The sequence below is a fragment of the Acinetobacter sp. 22512 genome (genome assembly GCF_052044755.1).
Classification (GTDB): Bacteria; Pseudomonadota; Gammaproteobacteria; order Pseudomonadales; family Moraxellaceae; genus Acinetobacter; species Acinetobacter pittii.
Map to the genome: position 1 here is coordinate 153,637 of NZ_JBQENP010000001.1, position 22,456 is coordinate 176,092.

At 35.7% G+C, this 22,456-nt stretch carries 22 protein-coding genes; 15 read left to right on the forward strand and 7 right to left on the reverse strand.

Translation table 11 applies throughout. From position 1 onward, the window contains the following. Positions 1-105: 105 nt before the first annotated feature. From ftsY to ACTJJG_RS00765, 3 genes are all read right to left on the reverse strand, one after another. Positions 106-1,218, reverse strand: coding sequence for a signal recognition particle-docking protein FtsY (ftsY, locus tag ACTJJG_RS00755; protein ID WP_069119888.1), 1,113 nt, complete (start codon positions 1,216-1,218; stop codon positions 106-108). 120 nt (positions 1,219-1,338) lie between these two features. Further along, the gene (locus ACTJJG_RS00760; RefSeq protein WP_002120920.1) at positions 1,339-1,665 is read right to left on the reverse strand and encodes a hypothetical protein; all 327 of its coding nucleotides are present in this window, start codon (positions 1,663-1,665) and stop codon (positions 1,339-1,341) included. Between the two features lie 99 nt (positions 1,666-1,764). Continuing rightward, on the reverse strand, positions 1,765-2,124 hold the full coding sequence (locus ACTJJG_RS00765) for a hypothetical protein (RefSeq protein WP_002120892.1): 360 nt from the start codon (positions 2,122-2,124) through the stop codon (positions 1,765-1,767). Positions 2,125-2,340: 216 nt separating this feature from the next. On the opposite strand from ACTJJG_RS00765, the gene ACTJJG_RS00770 reads away from it, so the two are divergent. The 3 genes from ACTJJG_RS00770 (at position 2,341) to ACTJJG_RS00780 (ending at position 3,725) form a co-directional block, all read left to right on the forward strand. Further along, a complete protein-coding gene (locus ACTJJG_RS00770) occupies positions 2,341-2,574 on the forward strand; it encodes a hypothetical protein (RefSeq protein WP_002121063.1) in 234 nt (77 codons plus the stop codon). Positions 2,575-2,774: 200 nt separating this feature from the next. Continuing rightward, positions 2,775-3,149 carry a DUF2750 domain-containing protein gene (locus tag ACTJJG_RS00775; RefSeq protein ID WP_005802084.1) on the forward strand — a complete coding sequence of 125 codons (375 nt, stop codon included), beginning with the start codon at positions 2,775-2,777 and terminating at the stop codon, positions 3,147-3,149. 144 nt (positions 3,150-3,293) lie between these two features. Continuing rightward, positions 3,294-3,725, forward strand: coding sequence for a CBS domain-containing protein (locus ACTJJG_RS00780; RefSeq protein ID WP_032036362.1), 432 nt, complete (start codon positions 3,294-3,296; stop codon positions 3,723-3,725). A gap of 56 nt (positions 3,726-3,781) precedes the next feature. Here the strand turns inward: ACTJJG_RS00780 and ACTJJG_RS00785 are convergent, their stop codons facing one another. Next, positions 3,782-4,990 carry an aspartate aminotransferase family protein gene (locus ACTJJG_RS00785; protein WP_069119886.1) on the reverse strand — a complete coding sequence of 403 codons (1,209 nt, stop codon included), beginning with the start codon at positions 4,988-4,990 and terminating at the stop codon, positions 3,782-3,784. 227 nt (positions 4,991-5,217) lie between these two features. Here ACTJJG_RS00785 and grxD point away from each other — a divergent pair, with 227 nt between their 5' ends. Next, positions 5,218-5,559 carry a Grx4 family monothiol glutaredoxin gene (grxD, locus tag ACTJJG_RS00790; RefSeq protein WP_002120913.1) on the forward strand — a complete coding sequence of 114 codons (342 nt, stop codon included), beginning with the start codon at positions 5,218-5,220 and terminating at the stop codon, positions 5,557-5,559. 47 nt (positions 5,560-5,606) lie between these two features. On the opposite strand, the gene ACTJJG_RS00795 is transcribed toward grxD, so the two are convergent. After that, on the reverse strand, positions 5,607-5,930 hold the full coding sequence (locus tag ACTJJG_RS00795) for a hypothetical protein (RefSeq protein WP_019767694.1): 324 nt from the start codon (positions 5,928-5,930) through the stop codon (positions 5,607-5,609). A 242-nt stretch (positions 5,931-6,172) separates the two neighbouring features. Here ACTJJG_RS00795 and ACTJJG_RS00800 point away from each other — a divergent pair, with 242 nt between their 5' ends. Further along, a complete protein-coding gene (locus ACTJJG_RS00800) occupies positions 6,173-7,072 on the forward strand; it encodes a LysR family transcriptional regulator (RefSeq protein ID WP_002120927.1) in 900 nt (299 codons plus the stop codon). A gap of 48 nt (positions 7,073-7,120) precedes the next feature. Here ACTJJG_RS00800 and map read toward each other — a convergent pair whose 3' ends face one another. After that, on the reverse strand, positions 7,121-7,915 hold the full coding sequence (gene map / locus ACTJJG_RS00805; RefSeq protein ID WP_032003794.1) for a type I methionyl aminopeptidase: 795 nt from the start codon (positions 7,913-7,915) through the stop codon (positions 7,121-7,123). 352 nt (positions 7,916-8,267) lie between these two features. On the opposite strand from map, the gene brnQ reads away from it, so the two are divergent. The 3 genes from brnQ to ACTJJG_RS00820 all read left to right on the forward strand — a co-directional run bounded on the left by brnQ (position 8,268) and on the right by ACTJJG_RS00820 (position 10,692). Then, positions 8,268-9,569 (forward strand): branched-chain amino acid transport system II carrier protein, encoded by a 1,302-nt coding sequence (brnQ, locus tag ACTJJG_RS00810; protein ID WP_230445272.1) that lies wholly within the window; start codon positions 8,268-8,270, stop codon positions 9,567-9,569. 189 nt (positions 9,570-9,758) lie between these two features. After that, positions 9,759-10,178: a GlcG/HbpS family heme-binding protein gene (locus ACTJJG_RS00815; protein WP_014206963.1), complete on the forward strand. Its 420-nt coding sequence runs from the start codon at positions 9,759-9,761 to the stop codon at positions 10,176-10,178. A 259-nt stretch (positions 10,179-10,437) separates the two neighbouring features. Continuing rightward, positions 10,438-10,692: a hypothetical protein gene (locus ACTJJG_RS00820; RefSeq protein WP_005073940.1), complete on the forward strand. Its 255-nt coding sequence runs from the start codon at positions 10,438-10,440 to the stop codon at positions 10,690-10,692. Positions 10,693-10,717: 25 nt separating this feature from the next. On the opposite strand, the gene ACTJJG_RS00825 is transcribed toward ACTJJG_RS00820, so the two are convergent. Further along, positions 10,718-11,173, reverse strand: coding sequence for a hypothetical protein (locus ACTJJG_RS00825; protein WP_019767691.1), 456 nt, complete (start codon positions 11,171-11,173; stop codon positions 10,718-10,720). A gap of 141 nt (positions 11,174-11,314) precedes the next feature. Between ACTJJG_RS00825 and ACTJJG_RS00830 the strand changes: the two genes are divergently transcribed. The 7 genes from ACTJJG_RS00830 to ACTJJG_RS00860 all read left to right on the forward strand — a co-directional run bounded on the left by ACTJJG_RS00830 (position 11,315) and on the right by ACTJJG_RS00860 (position 22,398). Next, on the forward strand, positions 11,315-12,175 hold the full coding sequence (locus ACTJJG_RS00830; RefSeq protein WP_005068960.1) for an alpha/beta hydrolase family protein: 861 nt from the start codon (positions 11,315-11,317) through the stop codon (positions 12,173-12,175). Positions 12,176-12,491: 316 nt separating this feature from the next. Next, positions 12,492-15,344, forward strand: a complete 2,853-nt coding sequence (gene ptsP / locus ACTJJG_RS00835) for a phosphoenolpyruvate--protein phosphotransferase (RefSeq protein WP_230445271.1) — start codon at positions 12,492-12,494, stop codon at positions 15,342-15,344. Between the two features lie 15 nt (positions 15,345-15,359). Further along, complete coding sequence (pfkB, locus tag ACTJJG_RS00840) at positions 15,360-16,307, forward strand: 1-phosphofructokinase (protein ID WP_069119879.1); 948 nt, start codon at positions 15,360-15,362, stop codon at positions 16,305-16,307. After that, positions 16,294-18,012: a fructose-specific PTS transporter subunit EIIC gene (locus ACTJJG_RS00845; RefSeq protein ID WP_069119876.1), complete on the forward strand. Its 1,719-nt coding sequence runs from the start codon at positions 16,294-16,296 to the stop codon at positions 18,010-18,012. The genes pfkB and ACTJJG_RS00845 overlap by 14 nt, the downstream gene beginning before the upstream one ends. A gap of 841 nt (positions 18,013-18,853) precedes the next feature. Further along, positions 18,854-19,318: a MarR family winged helix-turn-helix transcriptional regulator gene (locus ACTJJG_RS00850; protein WP_002121027.1), complete on the forward strand. Its 465-nt coding sequence runs from the start codon at positions 18,854-18,856 to the stop codon at positions 19,316-19,318. A 194-nt stretch (positions 19,319-19,512) separates the two neighbouring features. Then, a complete protein-coding gene (locus ACTJJG_RS00855; protein ID WP_002120955.1) occupies positions 19,513-19,728 on the forward strand; it encodes a hypothetical protein in 216 nt (71 codons plus the stop codon). A 579-nt stretch (positions 19,729-20,307) separates the two neighbouring features. Further along, positions 20,308-22,398 (forward strand): putative bifunctional diguanylate cyclase/phosphodiesterase, encoded by a 2,091-nt coding sequence (locus ACTJJG_RS00860; RefSeq protein WP_069119871.1) that lies wholly within the window; start codon positions 20,308-20,310, stop codon positions 22,396-22,398. Positions 22,399-22,456: the final 58 nt, after the last annotated feature.

Genomic DNA, 22,456 nt, shown 5'->3' on the forward strand with positions numbered 1-22,456 from the left:
CATTAAAAATATGACAGTTCGTTTTATTTTCGCAACAATAATAAAAGATATACATATAAAAAAAGCTTCACGATTTAGTGAAGCTTTTTAGGGTTATCAAGCAATTTACTTATCAGTTTCAAACAGCGCAGCAACAAAAGATTTAGCCGAGAATGGTCTTAAATCATCAATTTTTTCACCTACACCAATAAAACGAATTGGCACATGGGTGCGGCTCGCAATGTTAAAGAGTACACCACCTTTAGCTGTTCCATCCAACTTGGTAATGGTAATACCCGTTAAACCTACAGCTTGATCAAACTCTTGTACTTGGTTAATCGCGTTTTGACCTGTTCCTGCATCTACCACCAACATAATTTCATGAGGTGCAGTTGCATCAATTTTCTGCATAACACGTTTAACTTTTTTGAGTTCTTCCATCAAGTTACTCTTATTATGTAAACGACCTGCCGTATCCGCAATTAATACGTCAATTCCTTTAGCACGAGCACTTTCAAAGGCATCAAAAATAACAGAAGCACTATCAGCTCCATGACCTTGCGCTACTACAGAGATATCGTTACGTTCACCCCAGATCTGTAATTGCTCAGTTGCTGCGGCGCGGAATGTATCACCAGCAGCCAACATCACTTTTTTACCTTCACCTTGTAAACGTTTAGCCAATTTACCAATAGTTGTAGTTTTACCTACTCCATTTACCCCAACCATCAAAATCACATACGGTGATTTATTAGGGTCAATATGTAATGGCTTAACACGTGGAGTCAACAAAGCAACTAACTCTTCTTGTAACGCTTTATATAAAGAGTGGGAATAGATCAAATCACCACGAGCTGTACGCTCTGTTAAATTGGTAATGATGGTTTTAGTTGCTTCAACACCAATGTCTGCAACCAATAATTGCTCTTCGACTTCTTCAAGTAACTCATCGTCAATTTCCTTTCCACCAATCAAGATATTGACCATACCATCAGCGAAATTACGACGAGTTTTGGTTAAGCCTTCTTTCATCCGGCCAAAAAAACCAGTTTTTGGTTGTTCAGCCGCTGTTTCTGTAGAAGCTACTTCGTCTTTGGCTACTTCAGTATTTTCTTGTGATTTAGCAGGAGATTCAACGATGGGAACATCGATAGCAGGTAAATTAGGTAATGTGACATCGTCATCACCGATCTCAGCATCTATCAAGAATTTATTTTGCATATTCGATTGTTGCTCCATGCGGATTCCTTGAAAAGCAGCGCGTTTAAAAAGATAAAGTTTAGCATAAATTCTAAATTTTGCCTGCCACAATAGTGCTCAAAAAGCTTTGGAAACCAAGATTTAGCCTGATTAACCCATTTACTGAGTATCTTCCTGAGCAAGTGCTGGATATTGTCTAATATGAGCACCTTCAAATTGATATGCATGCATTAACTTTAAATACTCTGCTCTATGAATTTCTGATTGAGCTATTAGCAGCTCAGCCATATCCTGAGTTTTAGGATAAGTAGCTTGATGAGAGAGTTGTATAATTCGTTGATATTGTTCCGGACTAATAGGCCGAAGTAATGCTAAATATGACAGCACAAAAATACAGCCAATGACAATAACCACAAATAGGTTAAAACATTGATCAACTTTTAACTCAGACTTTAATTTAAGAAAATTTTGTTTGAATATGAGCATGACCTACCTCGAATTAGTGTAGTGTAGGGTTCAATACTCATAAGCACAAGATCAAACATCCAGTAAGGCCAAGAATCGTACCTTACTGGATAATAATACTTAGCTTATTAGTGAACGAATGACGGAAAAGTATAAAATTGCTGCAATAATCACCAAGACTAAAAACATCGCAAAAATACTTAACCCTTCTTCAGCATCGGCTGGATGCAATTCATCTTCGTCGGCAATTTTTCTTAGTTCACCATCATAAACTTGATAAAACCAGTTTTTTTGTGCAGGTTCCAAATGCCGTGCAAAGTCAAATACCCTTTTGCGCTGAGCAAGACAATAATCCCCTAAATGGATCTCTTGATGAAAGATCGCTTCGTCTAATAGCTTACGATGATAATGGGCTAGTTCTATGATTTGTTCCTCTCTAGGTGGAGTATCAAAAACAAAGCCATCAATAGTATTTGTCATATTTTATTCTCCTTGTCTTTTATTCTCATATTGATTTTACTCAAAATTATTTGTGAATAATGTTTAATCATGTATCCTAATAGTGAATTAACTGGTATGCACCAATAGTTGACAAATCCATTAATTTGTAATATTAGTTTAATAATTCTAAGTTAAATTAATTTAAAGGCAGTGGCCTTTAGAAAAAGTAATCATAATTACAATAAGGAGTTTTCTATGATTCAACGTATCTCTCATCATGATTTAGAACATGTGTACGCAACTGCAGTAAACACAATTCACTCTCAAATGAATTTTCAGGATGCAGTTGCACAGTTAGAAGAAGTTGCTCGCGCTGGGCACGGTAAAGCTGCTCTGTTTTTAGCTGAATTGTATTATCAAGGTTTCCGTGTTGAACGTGACTCACTTAAAGCACAATATTGGCAAAAGTTAGCCACAATGCAAGCATAAAGAAACGTCACTTAGGTGGCGTTTTTTTACGTCTGTAAATAAGTAAAACTAGCAATTTATCTAAAGCTTTAGCCACTTTAAGTAAAGGATATGAATTTCACAGCTGGAATATTTGTTTACGATTTGATACCTGTTTAAACTGAAATGTCATCTGATTTTTTTATAATAAGCAAGACAAGTTAGAACCTTTAAAATTCACAATGAAAAGTTTAAGTAATCTACAACCGGTTTCAAGAGACTTGATGATTAAGATTTATATTTTAAGAACCATGATGTATTGCGGGGTTCTTTGGGGATTATTTCATCAGGGATGGGCAATTAAATCAGATCAGGAAGACTTTATTTTTCCTTTTTGGCTTAATGGTTTGCAGGCACATCGCTACGCAAAAGAGCATTGGCCACATTACAAACCAAGAAGAATTACACCTAAAGATTTCCATGAGTCTTTACTACCAACTTTAACACGACTCAACGTCACTCCTGCTTTGTTTAATTCATCTCATAGAAAATTAAAGTTATCTACTCAGCAAATGCAACATTTCTTTTTCAAACATCCGAATTGGCAAGGAGCGTAAACTTTTCTTTAGGTTCTTAACCTCTATTAGAATGCTTTTTGAACGCTTGAATGTAAAACTTGTATTTGAATGACTATCCAGTCTTTGCATTTTTATAAAATCAAGCTAATTTAAAACAAAATGATAAAACACAGGACAGAAGAAATGACAATCGTTGCACAAGTAATCAAGAACAAAGCAGAACAAGATATTTTTACAATTTCTCCAGAAGCCACTGTCCTTGAAGCAATTAAGATTATGGCGGATAAAGGAATTGGTGCACTCGTCGTATCTGAGGGCGAAAAAGTTGTCGGAATTTTATCTGAACGTGACTACACACGAAAAGTAACGCTTATGGAACGTTCATCATATAGCACTACAGTTGCTGAAATTATGACATCCAAAGTGCTTACAGTAAGCCTAAACAATACAGTTGAAGAGTGCTTACAGCTTATGACAGATCGTCACTTACGCCACTTACCTGTATTAGACAATGAAAAACTAGTTGGATTTATCTCTATTGGTGACTTGGTAAAAGCAGCGATGGAAGATCAGAAAAACCTCATTGAACAATTAAAACAGTACATCTCTGGTTAATTATTTCATATAAAAAAATGGGCATTTATATGCCCATTTTTTATTGATGTAAAAACTTAAAGATAGTTATTAATTAAAGCAACCAAACGCTCTAGCAAGTCATCAGCCTGTGCTTGAGTCATATTAATTGGTGGTAATAAACGCACTACTGAACCAGCTGTAACATTAATAATAAGCTTATGTTGATCACGAGCAATTGCAACGAGCTCGGCGCAGTCTTTAGGCAATTGAATACCAATCATCATACCAAAGCCACGTACTTGCACATCTTTATGTGCCAATTGCGCACGTAATTGATCAACAATATAACCACCAACAACTGCCGCGTTTTCTACAGCATTCTCTTTTTGGATTGTATCAATTACTGTATAAACCACACGAGAACCTAGCACTGTGCCACCATAAGTAGACCCATGGCTACCAGGTCCTAATAAGCCAACAGCTTTACCTTGGGTCATTACCGCGCCTACTGGAAAGCCATTACCAAGTCCTTTAGCAGTCGTCAAAACATCAGGCACAATGTTTGTATGTTGATAAGCAAAATACTTACCGGTACGGCCGTTACCTGTTTGGATTTCATCTAGCATCATTAGCCAGTTATGTTGATTACATATGGTGCGGACTTCTTCAAGATAGCTAAAGCCTTGAGGTGCTGTATTAATACCACCCTCACCTTGAATAGGTTCAATCAAAATCGCAACAATATCTGGGTGCTGCAAAGCAGCTTCTTGAATTGCTTCTACATCACCAAATGGCACACGAATAAAATCATTGGTTAAAGGAGCAAAACCATCTTGTACTTTCTTATTACCAGTAGCTGAAAGTGTTGCTAAAGTACGACCATGAAATGATTGCTCTGCCACAATTATCTTTGGGGAGCTTACACCTTGTTGAGTACCAAATTTACGAGCAATTTTAATCGCTCCTTCATTTGACTCAGCACCACTGTTTGAAAAGAAGATCTCTTCCATCCCTGAAACTTCAGCAAGCTTCTGAGCAGCAGCCATTTGCCAAGGAATCTCAAATAAGTTACTTGTATGCACAAGTGTTGCAGCTTGTTCAGCAATTGCTTCTGCAATGACTGGATGCGCATGACCTAAACCACATACAGCAATACCGGTTAAAGCATCCAAATACTCTGTGCCATCTTCGGTATATAGATATGCCCCTCGGCCTCGTACAAAACTGATCGCTTGGCGACCATAAGTAGCCATTAAATGTGATGGTTGATCAGGTTGTATTGGAGCTAGGGTAATATCATTCATAACGAACTCTGTCTGTATGAGGTTTTAAGAAGGGTTTATATAAGCAAAAACTGGCTCTGATGAAAAGTCTCATTACTCATTTATCTAAAATTTCGTCCGCTTTTTGCTATCGCTTCGGTTTATACAATAAAATATTGAATATTCAATGCAACTTTAAGTAATCAGGTGGTTTGCAAAGCGATGTAAACACCCCCTATAATGCTGCTAGATTAGTTGAGGATCTCTTTATGACTGAACAAGCACGTGATACTGAAGCGTTAATCCGCGATCAAATTGCGAAGCATCCCGTTTTACTTTACATGAAAGGAACTCCACAGTTTCCACAATGTGGTTTCTCTGCACGTGCTGTAGAGGCGCTCAGTCAAATTGGTCGTCCATTTGCATATGTAAATATTTTGGAAAACCCTGATATTCGTGCAACATTACCAAAAATTGCGAACTGGCCTACATTCCCGCAACTTTGGGTAAATGGCGAACTTATTGGTGGTAGCGATATCATGCTTGAAATGTTCCAAAATGGCGAATTAAAACCATTAGTTGAACAATACAGCGCAGCGCCAGAAGCGTAAATAATAAAAAAGCCAATCAATAGATTGGCTTTTTTATACTCCCAATTTTAACGATCACTTACCCCGACATAGCGAAATAAATTTTCCACACCTAAATCAGATTTTAAAATAATTAGATTTTCATAAGTTGTTGTCGTGAGAGCTTCAAAAATATTCATATTCGGATCTTCGTGCAACTCATCCACATTTTGATCCATACGCTCTTCAAATCGATCAGCAATAAATTCAAACCCCAAATCCATAGCAATAAATAAAGTATGTTCACATGGCTGAATATATTGTTCTTGCGCCCAGTCAATTATTGCTTGTTTGCAAAATGGACATTCAATATTCGCAGAAGCATCGTTAAGTTCAATTAATTGATAGTGCATTAGATTTGAAAAGAATAGAAAATTGTAGTGTAAAAGAAATTAATTGAAAGTTCTAGAAAAGGCTAGAACCACTCATCAAAAAACACACAATAAAATTACATTGTAATGACAATATAATTTCAAATTCCCAGTTGAAGGAAATATCTTAGTATATGTTTTAATTACAAAAAATTTAGTTTAAGAATTATCGTTGCAAAAATAATAATGTAAAATCATGGTTGTTGCAGAAATAGGATATTTTAATGCTCACTGATCTTGATGATTTTTATTGTTTTGCTCTCGTCGTTGAGCATGGTGGTTTTAGTGCCGCTGAGCGTGTAACGGATATACCAAAATCAAAACTAAGTCGTCGTGTATATAGCCTAGAAGAAAACTTAGGCGTTCGCCTGATTCAACGCAGCTCTCGTCATTTTGCTGTTACAGATATTGGGATGGATATTTATAGACATGCTCAAGTCATGATGAATGCTGCACAGGCTGCTCATGATTTGGTTGATCATTTAAGCATTCAACCTAGAGGTGTTGTAAAGGTTAGTGTTCCTGTTGATATTGCTCAAAATCAACTGCCTAAGATTTTGCCTGCTTTCTTAAAAAAATATCCAGAAATTCGTTTGCAACTTATGGTCAGCAATCGTCGAGTAGATGTCATTAATGAAGGAATTGATATTGCTTTACGTGTTCGCTCAAAACTAGATGATGATCCAAGTTTAGTTCTTAGACAGTTTGCACTTATTGAACAGAGTCTATTTGCAAGTCAAGCATATCTGAATGAATTTGGAGATATAAAAAATCCAGAACAACTTAGTGAGCATCGCATTTTAAGTTTGTCAGAAGAGCATCTTGATCAACAATTTCTTTTGCATGGTCCAGACAATCAGCAAAAGAAAATCAAAGTCAGCCCTATCGTAATGGGTACAAATATCCATATGTTGGCGCAATTAGCGAGTCAAAACTGTGGGATCGCTTTACTACCTGAGAGCGCAGCAGAAGATTTTCTAAAATCTGGACAGCTTGTACAAATTTTACCGGAATGGAAAGCTCCTCACGGTATATTACATGCCGTATATCCATCACGCCGAGGGTTACTACCTGCTGTACGAGTATTTATTGATTATTTAGTAGAACATCTTTCTGAGCATTAAAATGAATGAAAATAAAAAAGTTCGATAATTATCGAACTTTTTTTATTTTTAAATTGCAGGATAGTTTCCTACACCTTCAGGCCAAGGTGTTAAGAGTTCAAAGCCAGTGTCAGTTACAGCAACCATGTGTTCCCATTGCGCAGATAACGAAAGATCTTGAGTAATAACTGTCCATCCGTCATTTAATTCTTTAACCTGTGGTCTACCCGCATTAATCATCGGTTCAATCGTAAAGACCATACCTTTTTTTAATACTAAGCCTTGGCCACGCTGTCCATAATGTAAAACATTAGGTTGTTCATGATAAACCTTACCAATCCCATGACCACAATACTCTCGAACAATGCTATACCCTTCTCGATGAGCAACTGACTGAATAGCATAACCAATATCGCCTAGTGTAGCTCCTGGCTTAACAGCATGAATCCCAGCAACCATCGCTTCATAAGTTGTATCAACCAGTTTTTTTGCTTGCGGGTTTACATCACCCACAAAATACATGCGGCTCGTATCACCAAAATAGCCATCTTTAATAATTGCGACATCAATATTAATAATATCGCCATCTTTTAAAATCTTATTCGGTGACGGAATTCCATGGCAAACTACTTCATTTACTGATGTACATATTGTTTTAGTAAAACCATGATATCCCACATTCGCAGGAATAACTTTTAGAGTATTTACAATATAATCATTACATAGGTTATCTAAATATTCAGTAGATACACCCGGTTTAATATATGCCCCTATCATTTCTAAAACTTGTGCAGCCAAGCGTCCAGAAACTCTTAACTTTTCCAGATCTTGTTCAGTTTTTATTGTAACAGTAGAAGCTCTCATTCAGTTTTATCCTCGTAGACACTGCTTTTACCACGCCTACAAAAATGTAAGTTAATTTAGAATATTCTAGAACGGATATAGGATAGGCTGGAAGCATTAAATGCCCAAATATTCAACACTCATAATAGAAATTCATACTTTTATTTTTGCATAATTTCTCTAAAAAGTCAGAGACAAAAAATGATTTCCTAATTTCTTTCAATGGTTTTTCAAATACATACCTTAACCAGTTGATATTTTTAATATCTATTAAAGTTTTTTATGCTCTGAAAAAAATCTTTTTCACATAAAATACCGCTTGATCATGATCTCTTTTGCTCTAAAATTCCTTCTTTTTTATTAATTTTAATTTATGCAACATCTTCGTACTGGAGATATTATTGCCCTAGGTTTTATGACCTTTGCTCTTTTTATTGGGGCTGGCAATATTATCTTTCCTCCCATTGTCGCTCAACAAGCCGGTGATCATGTATGGCTAGCCGCTATAGGCTTTTTGATTACTGCAGTTGGTCTACCTGTAATTACCATCATGGCACTCTCTCGTATGCAGGGTTCCATTGAAATTATCAGCTCTCCTCTTGGTCGAGTAGCAAGTCTGATTTTAACCGTTGTTTGTTATTTATCAGTAGGCCCTTTATTTGCTACTCCACGTACAGCTACTGTTTCTTATGAAATTGGTTTTTCATCTTATTTTGGAACATCAAGTAGTAGTCTTTTAATTTACAGCGCAATTTATTTTTCCTTTGTAACTGTAGTTTCACTTTATCCAAACAAGTTATTAGATACTGTTGGCCATGTGCTTGCTCCCCTAAAAATTATTGCTTTAGCAATTTTAGGTATTGCAGCAGTTATGATCCCAGCGGGTTACGTCCCTGCTCCAATCAACCATTACGTTGAATCTCCAGTTTCGGAAGGTTTCGTAAATGGTTATCTCACTATGGATACTTTAGGCGCACTAGTATTCGGTATCGTAATTATTCAAGCGATTTATTCGCGTGGTGTTACCGATAAAAAATTAGTCACTAAGTATGCGATTACTGCCAGTCTTATTTCTGGTGCAGGTCTTACATTAGTTTATTTAAGCTTGTTTAAATTAGGTTTAGGTAGCCATGAAGTTGCACCAAATGCAGCAAATGGTGCAGTAATTTTACATGCATATGTTCAACATGCTTTTGGCAATATGGGCTCATTATTCTTAACTGGCCTAATTTTTCTAGCATGTATGGTGACAGCAATTGGCTTAACTTGTGCTTGCGGTGAGTATTTTGCTCAGTTAACTAAGTTGCCTTACAAACTTTTAGTATTCATTTTAGTTGGTTTCTCTTTCATTATTTCTAATCTTGGATTAACCAAACTTATTGCTGTATCAGTACCTGTTTTAAGTGCAATTTATCCACCAGCAATTGTTGTGATTATGCTGAGCTTCTTTTGGAAATTTTGGCACAAACCTTCTTTTATTGTCGGTTCAGTAACAAGTATTGCTTTAATTTTCGGTATTATTGACGGTATTAAAGTTGCTGGTTTTGGTGATTATTTACCTAATTTTCTTCAACATTTACCTTTAAATGAACAAAACTTAGCTTGGTTGATCCCATCTTTAGTTGTTCTAGCAATTACCGTAATTATCGACAAAGTTAAATTTAAAAACATTTAATCTAGTGTCTTTTTTGAAATCGAGTTTTACCCAAACATGATTTTATATATTGAATAAAATGCTGAGTTTACCCAACCGGCATTTTATTTCCACACTACTTTCAATGACAAATCAACTATAGATATAATCAGTTTTTACTGTAAAATTACACTAAAATAATTTTTAGCTTACTAGGAAAGAAGAGCAACAATGAAAAGTAAATATTACCTAACACAAGCAGATGCAGAGTTTTTAATGGAAGAAGCTCAAAAATATGCAATTGAACACAACTTTAAAGTCAGTATCGCTATTGTTGATGAAACAAGTTCTCTACTGTTGATGAAGCGTTTAGATGGTGCTTCACCTTTATCCTCACATTTATGTTTAGAAAAAGCAAAATGCTCTTCAATATCAGGTAGACCTTCAAAATTTTATGAAGAACTTCTGCAAAGTGGACGCTTAGGTTTTTTAAGTATGCCTAGTGCTCAAGGAATGTTAGAAGGTGGAAAACCCATTATTTATGACGGGCAAATTTTAGGGGCGATTGGCGTTTCTGGTGTCCAATCTTTTGAAGATGCAGAAATTGCTCAACATGCGATTGATACATTTTTAAAAAAACAAAACAGCTAAACTGAAATGATAGAAAAGAGAAATTATTACACTTTTCATTAAAATATTTTCTCTTTTCTAAAATATTAAGTATTTTATACAAAAATATTTAATATTTACTTTTTTAATACCTTAACCATTTATAAACATAGAGTTTTTTATAAAACTGTTCAAAAAATTTTCTATTCACTATTGAATTGAATTAAAAATAGAAGTACAACATTAAACTTATTCTTGACTAAAACATTCGGTTTTAGCGCAACCACAAGGAGGGATGGAGATGTTATCATTACATTTCAACAAACAAGTCTTCATTAACACTCTGAACAGCAAAGATTCAGTTGTTTATGGAGTAACACCGCTTGCTCTTATGCTGACTTTACTGTTTCAAGGTATGATTAAAGGAAATCTGAAACCCGAATACTTTATGTATGCGATGGTTGTTTCTTTCATATTTTGTGTGTGGGCCTTTGTCGACCATAAGATGCGAAAACTAGCTAAAAGACGTCTTAGTCAACAAAACTTGAATACTTAAAAAATGGATGAGCAATCATCCATTTTTATACATCCAAAAATAAAAAAATTGTTCCGATAACTAAAATAGCTGTAGCTAATAATTCAGTCAAAATTAATCCCACCATCATTAAAGTCATCATCCATGAAGGTAAGCTAAAACGACCTAGCTTGTGAGGACGTTTGAATTGATTTGTTGTGTCCTGTAAATAGCCATGTATGATATAAACCAGAATTGAAAAACTAAAAAATAGAATATTTGCGAATACACACCATAAAGTAATATTTTCATTTAAAACAGTAAAATAGCTTAATACAGCTAAAATTAGGCTAGCAGCTGCATATAACAAACTACTTCGATGAGCGATATCCACATAATAATGAGCACGACTTAATTCTGAACGGCGTATTTGCCAATATTTCCATACCCCAGTTAACATTCCTATCCATAAAAATATGCCACTAAACACAATTGCGAGCTGTACAGCTTTTGGTAAATCCATCTTTTTTCCAATTATTTGTTTTATTCAAATTTAATGAGCTATATAACATAAATATTGACTTTATAGTCATATTTTAACCAAGTTTCATTTCGGAACTCGTGTAAATTAAAGATATCAATAAACCAATCACTACGAAATATTATGGATAACACTTTTGAATCATTTTGGATGACCTGTAAAGATGGTTATCAACTTGCTGCACATTTTTATCCAGCTCAATCCCCAAAATCAGCAAATCCCGTATTGATCTGTCCAGCAACAGGTATTACTAAAAACTTCTATCATTCTTTTGCTACATGGTTAAGCGAACAAGGATATGACGTATTAAGCTTTGATTTCCGTGGAATTGGAGGCTCTTTACACGGGTCTTTGAAGCAAAGTACAGCAAGTATTAATGATTGGGGAGTTCTCGATATTCCTTGTGCAATTGATACGTTATTAGAAAAAACTAAAGCAGAACAAGTTACCCTTCTTGGCCACAGTGCTGGTGGGCAGCTATTAGGAATTGTTCCTAATTTTCATAAAGTAGCAAAAGTTATCGCGGTCGCAGGTTCCACTGGCCATGTAAAAGGTCTTAAAGGTAAAACCAAGTTTTTAGCACCGGTAATGTTCAATGTCATCTTTCCAATTTCTAGTGCTTTTAAAGGTTATGGTGCTACTCAATTTATTGGAATGGGAGAAAACTTACCTAAAAAAGTCGCCCAACAGTGGCGAGAATTTTGCAGCCATCCTGGCTATGTGAAAAATGCTATAGGTAAAACAGTCCATCATGATTTTCATAGTGAAATTATCTGCCCTATTACTTCAATTTGGGCAAGTGACGATGAAATTGCAACCGAGCGTAACGTTGAAGATTTATTAAAACTTTATCCTAATGCGCCCACAAAAATGCTAGAGCTAAATCCCATGAAACTTGGGCATAAATCAATTGGGCACATGCTAATGTTTAAAAAATCACATCAAAACTTATGGTCACTCCTAGAACAGGAAATCCAACACTAATCTATTGATCTTTTACTTTTGCCTCTATACCCGTAATCCGGTATAGAGGTTTTTTTTAATATTAATACCCACTTCTTTTATAAAGTTAGTTTATTAACCTAATAATTATCATAAGAAATCAAAATATATTAACCACCTATTCCTTTGTATTAAAAACAAGCATTATTTACGTAAATACGTCGATATAGCTTTAAAGTTCTGCTATCGTTATTTATACGAAGCTGTTGTTTAAAAACGGTTAAACTAACCTATTTTTAATACAAACAGCTTCTTTTTTTCTGTTTAGCTAAACCAAAGAAATTGTTCAAGGATAAGTATGCTAGCACTAGAGCCTCGACATATTCATATGAATCAACATGCTGTTGATAAAAAGCATGCATTACAGTGTCTAGTAGATATATTGGTAAAAGATGGGTTAGTTACACCTGACTACATTACAGGACTCATCAATCGCGAACAACAAAGTGCCACCTATTTAGGTCAAGGCATTGCTATTCCCCACGGTACACCCCAATCTCGCGAATTTATTCTAAAAACAGGTATCCGTTTAGCTCACTTTCCAGAAGGAATTATATGGGATGGTGAAAACAGAATTTATTTAGCTGTTGTTATTGCAGCAAAATCTGATGAACATTTACAAGTTCTACAAATATTAACTCGAGCTTTAATGCATGATGTAAGTGAACAGGTAAAAAATGCTAAACAACCTGAACAAATTATTGAAATCTTACAAGCTCAACCATTATCTTTAACTTTGCATGAAAATTTAATTCAAACTGAAATTGAATCTCAAGATATTGAAGATTTGTTTTGGTCTGCATCTCAGATTCTAAAAAAGCACAATTTCGTAAAGTGCGGTTTTCTAAGTTCACTTGACCCTGATCAAGTTATTCAACTACAAGATCAGATCTGGTCTATTTCAAGTAGTAAGTTTGTTCAACAACCAGCGATCAGCATTGTAAAACCTCGCCATGCTCTAGAGCTAAACGGAAAAAAATTAAACACACTAGTGTGTATAGCTGCCAATGAGCAATTAGATAGTCAGAGATTTAATCGACTGATTGATATTCTATTTAATCCAGAGCAAGTTGCGCAATTAGACCAAACACAAGCACCAAATGAAATTGCTAAAATCATTGGTGCAGATGTTATTCCAGATTGGCCTCACCGTTCGGTTGTATTAGCCAATGCCCATGGATTACATGCTCGACCAGCAACTCATTTAGTGAACTTAACTAAAAGTTTTCAAGGTGATATTCAAGTCGCAGTAGATGACGGAAATTTTGTTTCTGCTAAAAGTTTGACACGTCTCTTGGCTTTAGGTTGTAAACGTGGCCAAACTTTACGTTTCATTGCCGAACCAGAAACGGATGCAGTTGAAGCTTTAGATAAAGTTATTTTGGCAGTGCAACAAGGCTTAGGTGAAGAAGTTGAACCTATACAATCTTCAGACATTAAAATTGAGCAATCTAGTGAAATCCCAAGCCATTCAAAACCACTTAGCTCAAATACAGGAATTGCTGCTTCAAGCGGTTTAGCTTTCGGACCTGTACATGTAATTAAGCCAAAGGTTTACCAATATGAACGTATGGGCTTAAGTGTCAAAATAGAAAAAGAAAAACTTGATATTGCGCTTCATGCTGTTAAAAACAATATTCACCAAGTTATTGCAAAATCTGAAGTGGCTGAGATTAAGCAAATCTTCCAAGCACATTTGGAAATGCTTGACGACCCAGATCTGATTAATGGTGTTTATCAAAAAATTAACTTAAATCTTTCTGCCCCTGCTGCATGGCATGAACATATTGAGACAGCAGCCAAAGAGCAAGCAGCTTTACCAGATCGATTACTGGCTGAGCGTGCTACAGATTTACGTGATATTGGTGATCGCGTTTTGGCTCAACTTTGCGGTGAGGTCATCATCGAAGAACCTAAAGAACCTTATATACTGATCATGTATGACGTAGGACCAAGTGATGTAGCCCGACTTAATAAAGATCGTGTAGCAGGTATTTTGACAGCTGTAGGTGGTGCAAGCGCTCATAGTGCTATTGTTGCTCGTGCTTTAGGTATCCCTGCAATTGTTGGGGCTGGTGATCAAGTACTAGATATTGAGCAAAAAAATTCTCTTTTAATTAATGGAGATACTGGAGCTTTTATCTTAAATCCCAATGCTCAACAAATCGAACAAGCAAAACAAGAACGAGAGCTTCAGAAAAAAATTCGTGAAGAAGCTGAACGTCATAGCCAAGAACCTGCAATTACTTTAGATCAACATCAAATCGAAATTGCTGCCAATTTAGGAAAAGTTCAAGCAACAGCCCATGCGGTAGAATGTGGCGCTGAAGCCATTGGCCTACTCAGGACTGAGCTTGTTTTTATGGCGCATAGTAGCGCTCCGAGCGAAGCTACCCAAGAAGCAGATTATCGTGTTGTTTTAGATGCCCTAGCGGGCCGACCACTCGTAGTACGTACGCTAGATGTAGGTGGTGACAAACCACTCCCTTACCTTCCAATTGCTGAAGAAGAAAATCCATTTTTAGGTCTAAGAGGTATCCGTTTAACGCTAAGACAGCCAGAGCTGTTGCGTCAACAACTTATTGCTTTGCTTAAAGCTGCAGATGATCGTCCTTTACGAATCATGTTTCCAATGATTGGCCGTGTAGAAGAATGGCGTGCTGCAAAAACTATTCTTGATGAAGTTAAAGCTGCACATCCATGCACCAACTTACAAGTTGGTATCATGATTGAAGTTCCTTCTGCTGCTTTACTTGCACCTATTCTCGCGAAAGAAGTGGACTTTTTCAGTATCGGAACAAATGATTTAACTCAATATACTTTAGCTATTGACCGTGGTCACCCTATCCTCTCGGCTGAAGCAGATGGCCTCCACCCAAGTATTTTACAATTGATTGATCAAACTGTAAAAGCTGCACATAAGTATGGCAAATGGGTTGGTATATGTGGTGAACTCGCAGCCGATCCAAAAGCTGTGCCTATTCTGATGGGCTTAGGAGTAGATGAGCTTAGTATGTCACCAAATAGTATTCCTTTGGTTAAAGCCCAAATTCGTACACTTAAATACAGCCAAGCTCAAGTGCTCGCTAAGCGTGCACTTGAATGTGATAGCGCTACTGCTGTACGTCAGTTATCCGAACAAGAAATGTAAAGATTAGGAATGGTAATGGCTAAAGTTTTAACAATTACTTTAAATCCTGCAATTGATGTGACTATACAACTCAAAGAGTTACAGATAGGTCAAGTAAACCGCCAAGAGTCTGTAGAAATACATGCGGCAGGCAAAGGTTTAAATATTGCACAAGTTTTAAAAGATTTGGGGCATGAAGTTGTTGTTTCTGGTTTTCTAGGAGCAACAAATAGACAGATTTTCGATGACCATTTTAAAGAAGCTCAATTTCAATCTGAATTTATTTATATTGAAGGTGAAACTCGCCAAAATATAAAAATTGCTGAACATTCAGGACGTATAACAGATTTAAATGGAAAAGGTTTTTTCGTATCTGAACTAGATAAGAAGCACCTCTTCCAAAAAATTGAAATGATTTTGCCTCTGGTAGATGTGGTTGCCATTGCCGGGAGCCTTCCACAAGGTTTTAGTGTTGATGAGTTACAACAACTTATTAAACTCATTCAAGCGCAAGGGAAAAAAGTTGCACTAGATACAAGTGGTAAAGCGTTGGTTGCTGCAATTGAATGTCAACCTTGGATGATTAAACCAAATACAGATGAGTTAGTAGAAAGTTATCAGCTTCCTGCTACCACCTATGCTGAACAAAAAAAACTTTTTGCAAACTTAGCTAAAATTGAACATATCGTTATTTCGATGGGTGAAGACGGTGTAAACTGGTTACATGACACTCACCCACTTCATGCCACAGCACCTAAAGTGATAGTTAAAAGTACAGTTGGTGCGGGTGACTCTCTTTTAGCAGGTATGATTCATGGCTTATTAAGTGGCTTCTCTGCCGAAGAAACATTAAAGACTGCTACCGCAATTGCAAGCCACGCTGTAACACAAATAGGCTTTCGTATTCCTAATGCTGAAAAGCTAAACCAATTACAAGCCCAAACTATAATCAATTCATTGAGTGAATCTGATGCCAACTGCTAAACGTTTATTATTTGTTATTAATAGTCCGCAACAGCAAGTCAATGCTTTGATTTTAGCTCGTAAGCTTGCACAAGTCGCGTCTCAACAGGGTTATCAAAACAGCATTATTTCGCTTGATGAATTCGAGGTGAATGAAAGCTTTGACCAAATTATCGTTGTTGGACAACGCCCGAAAAATCTTAATATTTTTGGTACACACCCTTTATCTTTCGTTAACATTGAAGAGATCAAAAGTGATACTGATTCAGCTCTTCAAACTGCTTTAGATCATTTTAAATCTGCTCAAGACTGGCAAAATGATAATAACGTATCAGCATCTACAGCTAAAAAATTTGTTGCGATCACTGCGTGTCCTACGGGTGTCGCGCATACTTTTATGGCCGCCGAAGCTTTACAGCAAGGCGCAGAAAAACATGGTTATGACATTGAAGTAGAAACTCAAGGTTCCGTTGGCGCAAAAAATATTTTATCACCTCAAACTATTGCTGATGCGGACATCGTCATTCTTGCGACTGACATTGAAGTTAATACAGACCGTTTTGTAGGTAAGCGTGTTTATAAATGTAGTACAGGTTTTGCTCTAAAGCAAACAGATAAAGCTTTTGCTGAGGCAATCAGTAATGCGCAAGTTTTAGAACAAGGTAAGCAACAAACTTCTGCAGAAAACAAAGATAAAACCGAAAAAGTTGGCGTATATAAACATCTCTTAACGGGTGTCTCTTATATGTTACCTATGGTGGTGGCGGGAGGTCTTTTAATTGCTCTGTCTTTATGCTTTGGCCTTAATGCAGCTGAACAAGCAGGCAGCTTACCGGCTATATTAAAACAAATTGGTGCCGCTGCATTTATGCTTATGGTTCCAATGTTATCTGGTTATATCGCCTACTCGATTGCTGATCGTCCTGGCCTCGCACCTGGTTTAATTGGCGGCCTACTTGCTTCTCAGTTACAAGCAGGTTTTTTAGGAGGTATTGTCTCAGGTTTTCTTGCTGGCTATATCGCGCTTTTTATTGCAAAAAAACTCAAACTTCCTACAAGTTTAGAAGCACTTAAACCTATTTTAATTATTCCGCTATTAGGTACTTTATTTGTTGGTCTGATTATGTTCTACGTGGTGGGTCAGCCAGTAGCACATATTTTTGAGCTAATGAAAGACTTCCTAAACAATATGGGTACAACAAATGCCGTGTTAATGGGCATTATATTAGCAAGCATGATGTGTATTGATTTGGGTGGTCCAATCAATAAAGCAGCCTACGCTTTTACTGTTGGACTGCTGACAACAAATACTTATATGCCTATGGCAGCCACGATGGCAGGCGGCATGGTCCCTGCTATTGGTATGGCTATTGCAACTTTCATTGCTAGGAATAAATTTAGTACTGGAGAGAAAGATGCCGGAAAAGCAGCTTTCGTATTAGGTTTATGTTTTATTTCTGAAGGTGCTATTCCCTTTGCAGCTAAAGACCCAATGCGTGTTATTCCAACTTGCATTTTAGGTGGAGCTGTGACTGGAGCACTCGTTGCCCTATTCCATTGTGAGTTGGTTACTCCTCACGGCGGTGTATTTGTTCTTTTAATTCCCAATGCGATTAATCATGCTTGGTTATATCTTGCTGCAATTGCTGCTGGTAGTATCGTTACAGGGATAAGCTATGCGATTGTTAAGAAAAAAATAGAAGAAAAAGCTGTGACCACTGCATAATTAAAAAGGGAGAATATAAATTCTCCCTTTTTTATAAATTATATGTGCCTGATCTCATAAAAATTTAAACTGAGAGTTTTTAATATTTAATTCTCTTTCTCTGAGACTTAAATCATTTAATCTGAATAGCTCTTGCCATAATCTTTGTGGGCACTTCTTCTGCGAGTATTACGGTTAGATTGGCTCTTTTGAAATTTAATGGATAAAATTTATTGAAATTATAATTTATAGACAAAAATACCTCTATTTCAAAAGCTTAGTATTTAAAATAATGTTTGAAATTTATTAATAAAAATCAGATATTTAATATAGAAATCTAATTTTATTTTACTAAATAATAGATGTTTCATGTTAAATGTATGGTAAATTTCTCTCACACCAAAACAATATAATGTCATGATATATATAAATATTTTTTATTTAAATATCTTGATTTTTCATAGTTATGACTTTAGAGACAAAAACTTTCTCGTTCAATGCCACGTTCAAATCATAATTTTTTTTCTACGATGCCCTTGCAAGCAATATCGTTCAATTAACGATCAAGCAAGCTTAGATGCAATCTTACATATCCACTCAAAGAGTTTCAGGTACGGCTTTGTTAAACAGTTTTTACCTTTAATAATCTTTGATTATAGCTGAAGAGTATTTAAAGTTCGTAAAGTTATAGGAACGCTTTATAAAGTTAAGGACAATTAAACCATGTCATTGTTAAATGAAGCTATATAACTTTTGCTCATCAAGTAAAGTCCTGCTATAACTTGCTTGATGAAACTATATTTTTCAACTATTAAAGATAGTTCACCAGGAATGCGATCCACCAAGGTATGGGGAAAAGTCAATGACAAAGAAGTATGCGCGTTTTTTACCTACAACAGAATCTTTTACTCTTGAAGATTTTCCATATTATTGGATTACTCAAGTACATGCTCAATATGTACAAAACATTGATAATGCTTTAAAAAAATATGGTTTAGATAACTCACGTCGACGCATCATGTTGGCTTTAAGCAGCAAGCCCCATGCAAGTGTTTCTGAACTCTCAGATATGATTATTTCAAAAATGTCGACTACCACAAAAATTGTTTATCGTTTGAAAGATGAAGGTTTGGTTGAAACTTACTCTTGCCAAACTGATGGTCGTATCACTCGTGTAGTACTTACAGAAAAAGGGACTGAAATGATCAACAAGATCAATGATCTTACAAGTGTAGTACTTGAGCAGTCTTTTGAAGGTATTACTCCCTTACAGCTAGAAAAAATGATGGAAAGTTTAAAATTACTTTTAAAAAACCTTTCTCGCTAAGATGAAATAAGAATCTATTTATACCCAATAGTTAAGCTCTCATTATGAGAGCTTAACTATTTTAATGTCTCTACTTTAATATTGAGAGAAATGGCATCCCACATAAAATAATCAATTAACCTTCTATCTGTTGACTTGAGCTCTTAACTCCAGTAGAAATTCTCTTTCAATAACTGAATAGCAAATTTCGGAAAATGGCTAAAAGAAAATACAAAAGTGACAAATTTCAGGTACGTCGTATTAACCGTAGCTGGTGGGTACTTGAAAAAGACCTTGAATCAAACTGCTATTTAAAACATGAGCAAGTGGCAACAAAAACCTTAGCAAACAACTATGCTGATGATTATATCGAACAGTACTATATGAATCTGTACATACAACAACAGTTGAACAAGCCAGAAACTGTATAAAAAGCCATTTTGGCTTTTTTTATTTTTATAATTAAAATCTATAAAAATTATGCATAAAAAAAACCTACATCTTGGGGAAAATGTAGGCTATAAAATGCACAAAAAGGAAATATATATCCTTTTTGACAAAAAGAATTTTACGATAATACAAGCTATTATTTTATATTACTTTTGTAAACTTAATAGCGATTATTGTATTTAATTAACCTCTTTTGAGAGCTTCTTTGTTTATATTATGAATAAAATTTGATTTATCAAATTCTTTATTTTTTATCTTTACTCCTTCTACTTTCTTAGTTTTATTTTTAATATGACAAATATATATGCATAATTATAAGCTGCTGTTTTAATAAGTTTTTTACAAAAATAAGCATAAATATTTTTTTAAAGAAAGATAAATAAAAATTAATAAATAACAAAAACATAAATTAAATCTTTAGTATATATTAGTTTTAATAACTCAATTTTAGTTCAAAAAAAATACACATAAAATTTATTATTTGCTGTTTTGCTTACTACAGAAAGATTACAATAATGGCTAATAAATAGATTAATCAACACAATCTTTCTAGGCATGTTATGACTTCAATGTCGAACAACACCCAAAAGCATTTTATTGTTGAGCAAATTCCACTCCCAACTTGGGTGAGTGATGAAAATGGCTTGATATTATATTGCAATATAGAGTGTACAGAATATTGGTTGGATACTTTTTCTCCATTGCCAGCGCAATGGCTAGATTTTATTTATCCTACCGATTTAGATGAAGTCAAAAACAGATGGCTCGAAGCAATTCGCCTACAAAAAAGAATCGAATTAAAATGTCGACTTTTACGAGCTGGAAATCAATATAGATGGTGCAAACTATCGATTCAAGCATCTAAGTATCGCAGCTCCTCACAAACTAGCGAATGGTATGTTAGCTTTTTAGATATAGATCACGATATTCAAGAACAACAAAACTTGCAAAAGAACATTGAAATACAAAATCAGATGTTAGATATCAGTGTAGATTGCATTAAAGTTTTAAATGTAGACGGCACACTTTCTCACATGAACAAATCAGGGTGCCTCGCTTTAGGTGTACCTGTTGATGAAACAGAATTTGGAATGAAATGGCTCGAACTATTACCACCGCACATTCGTAAACGCGGTCGAGTCGCTTTGAAAAAAGCTCTTCAAGGTAAAGTTGCTAGATTTGCAGGAATGAGCTGTTTGCCAGATCAGGATCCTGAGTATTGGGATAATATGCTTACCCCGATTCATCGGGAAAATGGTGAAATTGGACAAATCCTTTGTGTCTCACGTAATGTTACTCAACAACATTTGGCAGAAAACCAGCTTAGGAATATGAGTGAGAGAGATGAACTGACCGGATTATATAATCGGCGTTCATTTAAATTTCAACTTAAGCGTACTCTCTCATATTCAAAAGACACTCAAACAAGTGTAGGGTTACTTTTAATTGACCTCGACCACTTTAAACATATTAACGATACTTTAGGGCATAGCGCAGGCGATCATCTATTAAAAGTTCTCTCCAAACGCTTTAGTCATTGTGTAGATGATGAAAAGTGCTTTGTCGCGCGACTAGGCGGAGACGAATTTGCGGTTATTATTAATAACCTTAATTCTGAAAATGATGTCCGAGAGTTAGCAGCCATTTTACTTCAACAGTTAAATCAGCCGATTACCTATTTAGGTAATGTCTTAAATGGTGGGATGAGCATTGGCTGCGCAATTTACCCGCAAGATGCCGTAGACCAGTCAGGTTTGCTCAGTTGTGCCGATATGGCATTGCATGATTTAAAAGCGCGTGGTCGTGGTGGTATTCGCATGTATGATCCATGCATGATGCAAATGACTGAAACTGTCGCTTCTCAGCTTAATTTAGCTCGTCAGCTGATTCGCCATCATACCATCCAGCCTTATTATCAACCTAAAGTAGATTTAAGAACTCATCGTGTAGTGGGGTTTGAAGCTTTATTAAGATGGCATACAACCTCAGCTCAAAGAGGCTACCCTGCACAAATTGCGGAAGCTTTTAAAGATTATAATTTAGCGAGTAAGATCGGTGAAACGATGCAACATCAAGTTTTACGTGATATCGCCAAATGGATAACTCTTGGTATTACCCCTCTCCCTGTTTCACTAAATGCTGCACCAGTTGAGTTCTTAAGAGATAATTATGCTGAGAGACTTTTGAAAAAGATTAATCAATTTCAAATACCAACGCATTATATTGAAGTGGAAGTCACTGAGCACATGCTAGGCGACCGAGGCTCGGAATATGTGATCCGTGCACTTAATAAATTAAAACAGCATGGGGTACGTATTGCACTTGACGACTTTGGGACTGGATTCTCATCGCTAACCCATATTCGCGATTACCCGATTGACAGTTTAAAAGTAGATTGTAGCTTTATCCAAAAGATGCAACATGACCCATCAATTTATGCAATTGTCCAAGCAATTGGTTTACTCGCTCCAAATTTATCACTCGGGCTTATCGCTGAAGGAATTGAAACTCCAGAACAAGAAGAACTGCTTCGACAATTTGGTTATAACATAGGTCAAGGATTCTTGTTTGAATCTGCTATAGATGCTACTCAGGTTATTTCCATACTTAAACAAAATCAGCCTTACTTAGAAAGTCATTACAATCTTTGAAAATAAGAGGTTTAATAAACCTTTTAGTTTTTACTCATACTAAAAATAAACAATAATT

Coding starts and splice junctions, on each gene's coding strand:
- ACTJJG_RS00765 (WP_002120892.1), bottom strand. CDS start 2,124: ATGACAAATACTATTGATGGCTTTGTTTTTGATACTCCACCTAGAGAG.
- ACTJJG_RS00850 (WP_002121027.1), top strand. CDS start 18,854: ATGACAAAGAAGTATGCGCGTTTTTTACCTACAACAGAATCTTTTACT.
- ACTJJG_RS00820 (WP_005073940.1), top strand. CDS start 10,438: ATGTTATCATTACATTTCAACAAACAAGTCTTCATTAACACTCTGAAC.
- grxD (WP_002120913.1), top strand. CDS start 5,218: ATGACTGAACAAGCACGTGATACTGAAGCGTTAATCCGCGATCAAATT.
- ptsP (WP_230445271.1), top strand. CDS start 12,492: ATGCTAGCACTAGAGCCTCGACATATTCATATGAATCAACATGCTGTT.
- ACTJJG_RS00775 (WP_005802084.1), top strand. CDS start 2,775: ATGAAAAGTTTAAGTAATCTACAACCGGTTTCAAGAGACTTGATGATT.
- ACTJJG_RS00825 (WP_019767691.1), bottom strand. CDS start 11,173: ATGGATTTACCAAAAGCTGTACAGCTCGCAATTGTGTTTAGTGGCATA.
- ACTJJG_RS00800 (WP_002120927.1), top strand. CDS start 6,173: ATGCTCACTGATCTTGATGATTTTTATTGTTTTGCTCTCGTCGTTGAG.
- ftsY (WP_069119888.1), bottom strand. CDS start 1,218: ATGGAGCAACAATCGAATATGCAAAATAAATTCTTGATAGATGCTGAG.
- ACTJJG_RS00860 (WP_069119871.1), top strand. CDS start 20,308: ATGACTTCAATGTCGAACAACACCCAAAAGCATTTTATTGTTGAGCAA.
- ACTJJG_RS00780 (WP_032036362.1), top strand. CDS start 3,294: ATGACAATCGTTGCACAAGTAATCAAGAACAAAGCAGAACAAGATATT.
- pfkB (WP_069119879.1), top strand. CDS start 15,360: ATGGCTAAAGTTTTAACAATTACTTTAAATCCTGCAATTGATGTGACT.
- brnQ (WP_230445272.1), top strand. CDS start 8,268: ATGCAACATCTTCGTACTGGAGATATTATTGCCCTAGGTTTTATGACC.
- ACTJJG_RS00830 (WP_005068960.1), top strand. CDS start 11,315: ATGGATAACACTTTTGAATCATTTTGGATGACCTGTAAAGATGGTTAT.
- ACTJJG_RS00795 (WP_019767694.1), bottom strand. CDS start 5,930: ATGCACTATCAATTAATTGAACTTAACGATGCTTCTGCGAATATTGAA.
- ACTJJG_RS00760 (WP_002120920.1), bottom strand. CDS start 1,665: ATGCTCATATTCAAACAAAATTTTCTTAAATTAAAGTCTGAGTTAAAA.
- ACTJJG_RS00770 (WP_002121063.1), top strand. CDS start 2,341: ATGATTCAACGTATCTCTCATCATGATTTAGAACATGTGTACGCAACT.
- ACTJJG_RS00785 (WP_069119886.1), bottom strand. CDS start 4,990: ATGAATGATATTACCCTAGCTCCAATACAACCTGATCAACCATCACAT.
- ACTJJG_RS00815 (WP_014206963.1), top strand. CDS start 9,759: ATGAAAAGTAAATATTACCTAACACAAGCAGATGCAGAGTTTTTAATG.
- map (WP_032003794.1), bottom strand. CDS start 7,915: ATGAGAGCTTCTACTGTTACAATAAAAACTGAACAAGATCTGGAAAAG.
- ACTJJG_RS00855 (WP_002120955.1), top strand. CDS start 19,513: ATGGCTAAAAGAAAATACAAAAGTGACAAATTTCAGGTACGTCGTATT.
- ACTJJG_RS00845 (WP_069119876.1), top strand. CDS start 16,294: ATGCCAACTGCTAAACGTTTATTATTTGTTATTAATAGTCCGCAACAG.